At 67.1% G+C, this 1,235-nt stretch carries 1 protein-coding gene and 1 other RNA gene; both read left to right on the forward strand.

Going from position 1 to position 1,235, the window contains the following annotated elements:
• The coding region (locus AC4FAH_RS03925; RefSeq protein WP_490245656.1) for an AbrB family transcriptional regulator at window positions 1–990 on the forward strand (990 nt) is incomplete at its 5' end.
• Window positions 991–1,119: 129 nt separating this feature from the next.
• An RNA gene (gene ffs, locus AC4FAH_RS03930) (signal recognition particle sRNA small type) lies at window positions 1,120–1,216 on the forward strand.
• Window positions 1,217–1,235 lie beyond the last annotated feature (19 nt).

The raw sequence follows: 1,235 nt of genomic DNA on the forward strand, positions 1-1,235 counted from the left end.
GTGGGCGGTTGGCTGTTCCAGCTCACCGGCATGCCGCTGGCGTGGATGCTGGGGCCGCTGGTCGCCAATCTGCTGGGCGCGATGGCCGGGCTGAGGCTGGGCGTACCGGACCGCCTGCGCAACCTGTTTCTGGGGGTGCTGGGGCTGACGCTGGGCGCGCGCGTCTCGCCCGAGCTGGTCTCGCACCTCTCCAGCTGGTGGTTGTCGGCGTTGCTGCTGCTGGCGGGGGTGTGGGCCTCGACGCTGGCCTGCGCCGCCTGGTATCGCCGCTGTGGTTTTGACGCCACCAGTGCGTGGTTCTCCTCGGTGCCCGGCGCGCTGACGGCGATGGTGGTGATCGGCGAGCGCATCGGTGGCGACCCGCAGCGCATCGCGGTGGCGCAATCGTTGCGGGTGCTGCTGGTGATCATGATTCTGCCGCCGCTCTATTGGGTGCTGGAAGGTGCGGCGGGCACGCCCGGCATCGGCAGCGATGTGGCGGTAAGCGGCCTGTGGCTGATCGCGGTGCTGCCGTTTCTGCTGCCCCTGGCCAGGCGACTGCGCATTCCCAATGCCTCGCTGCTGGCGCCACTGTTGCTGGCGCTGGTGCTGTCGCTTGGCGACGTGGTGCGTTTCTCGCCACCGGTATGGGGCACCGATGTCATGCAGCTGGTGCTGGGCTGCGCCATCGGGGCGCGCTTCAAGGGCCTTACGCCGCGGGTGCTGGTCGGGGTGATGGGCCAGTCGGGCGTGGCGACCCTGATCTCGCTGTCGGTGCTGGGCTGCTTTGCCGAGCTGATCCATCAGCTGATGGGCGTGCCGCGTGATGTGGCCTTTCTCGCCCTGGCGCCCGGCGGTATCGGCGAGATGGCGCTATTGGCGGTGGCGCTCGATCTCGACCCGATCTTCGTCGCCTTCCATCACCTTCTGCGCCTGATCGTCCTGATGCTGTTGCTGCCGGTGATGGCGCGTCATTTCCGCCATCGCCGAGCGCGTGAGGCGACGCAATAGCCCGTGGCGTGATCTCCCCTTGTGAGGGCGGCGATGCGCTGTTATAGTGTGCGCCTTGATCACGCCAAGTGCTTGAAGTTCAAGCGATTGGCTCGGTAGTTCACCGAATGATCATATTTGTGGTGGCCCTGTCGGTCCTCCCGCAATGCTAGGCTGCAAACCCCGCCAGGCCCGGAAGGGAGCAACGGTAGTGGCTGACGCGTGTGCCGGGATGTGGCTGATGGGGCCGCCTCCATTTCAGGGCC

This window comes from Cobetia sp., from assembly GCF_983723665.1.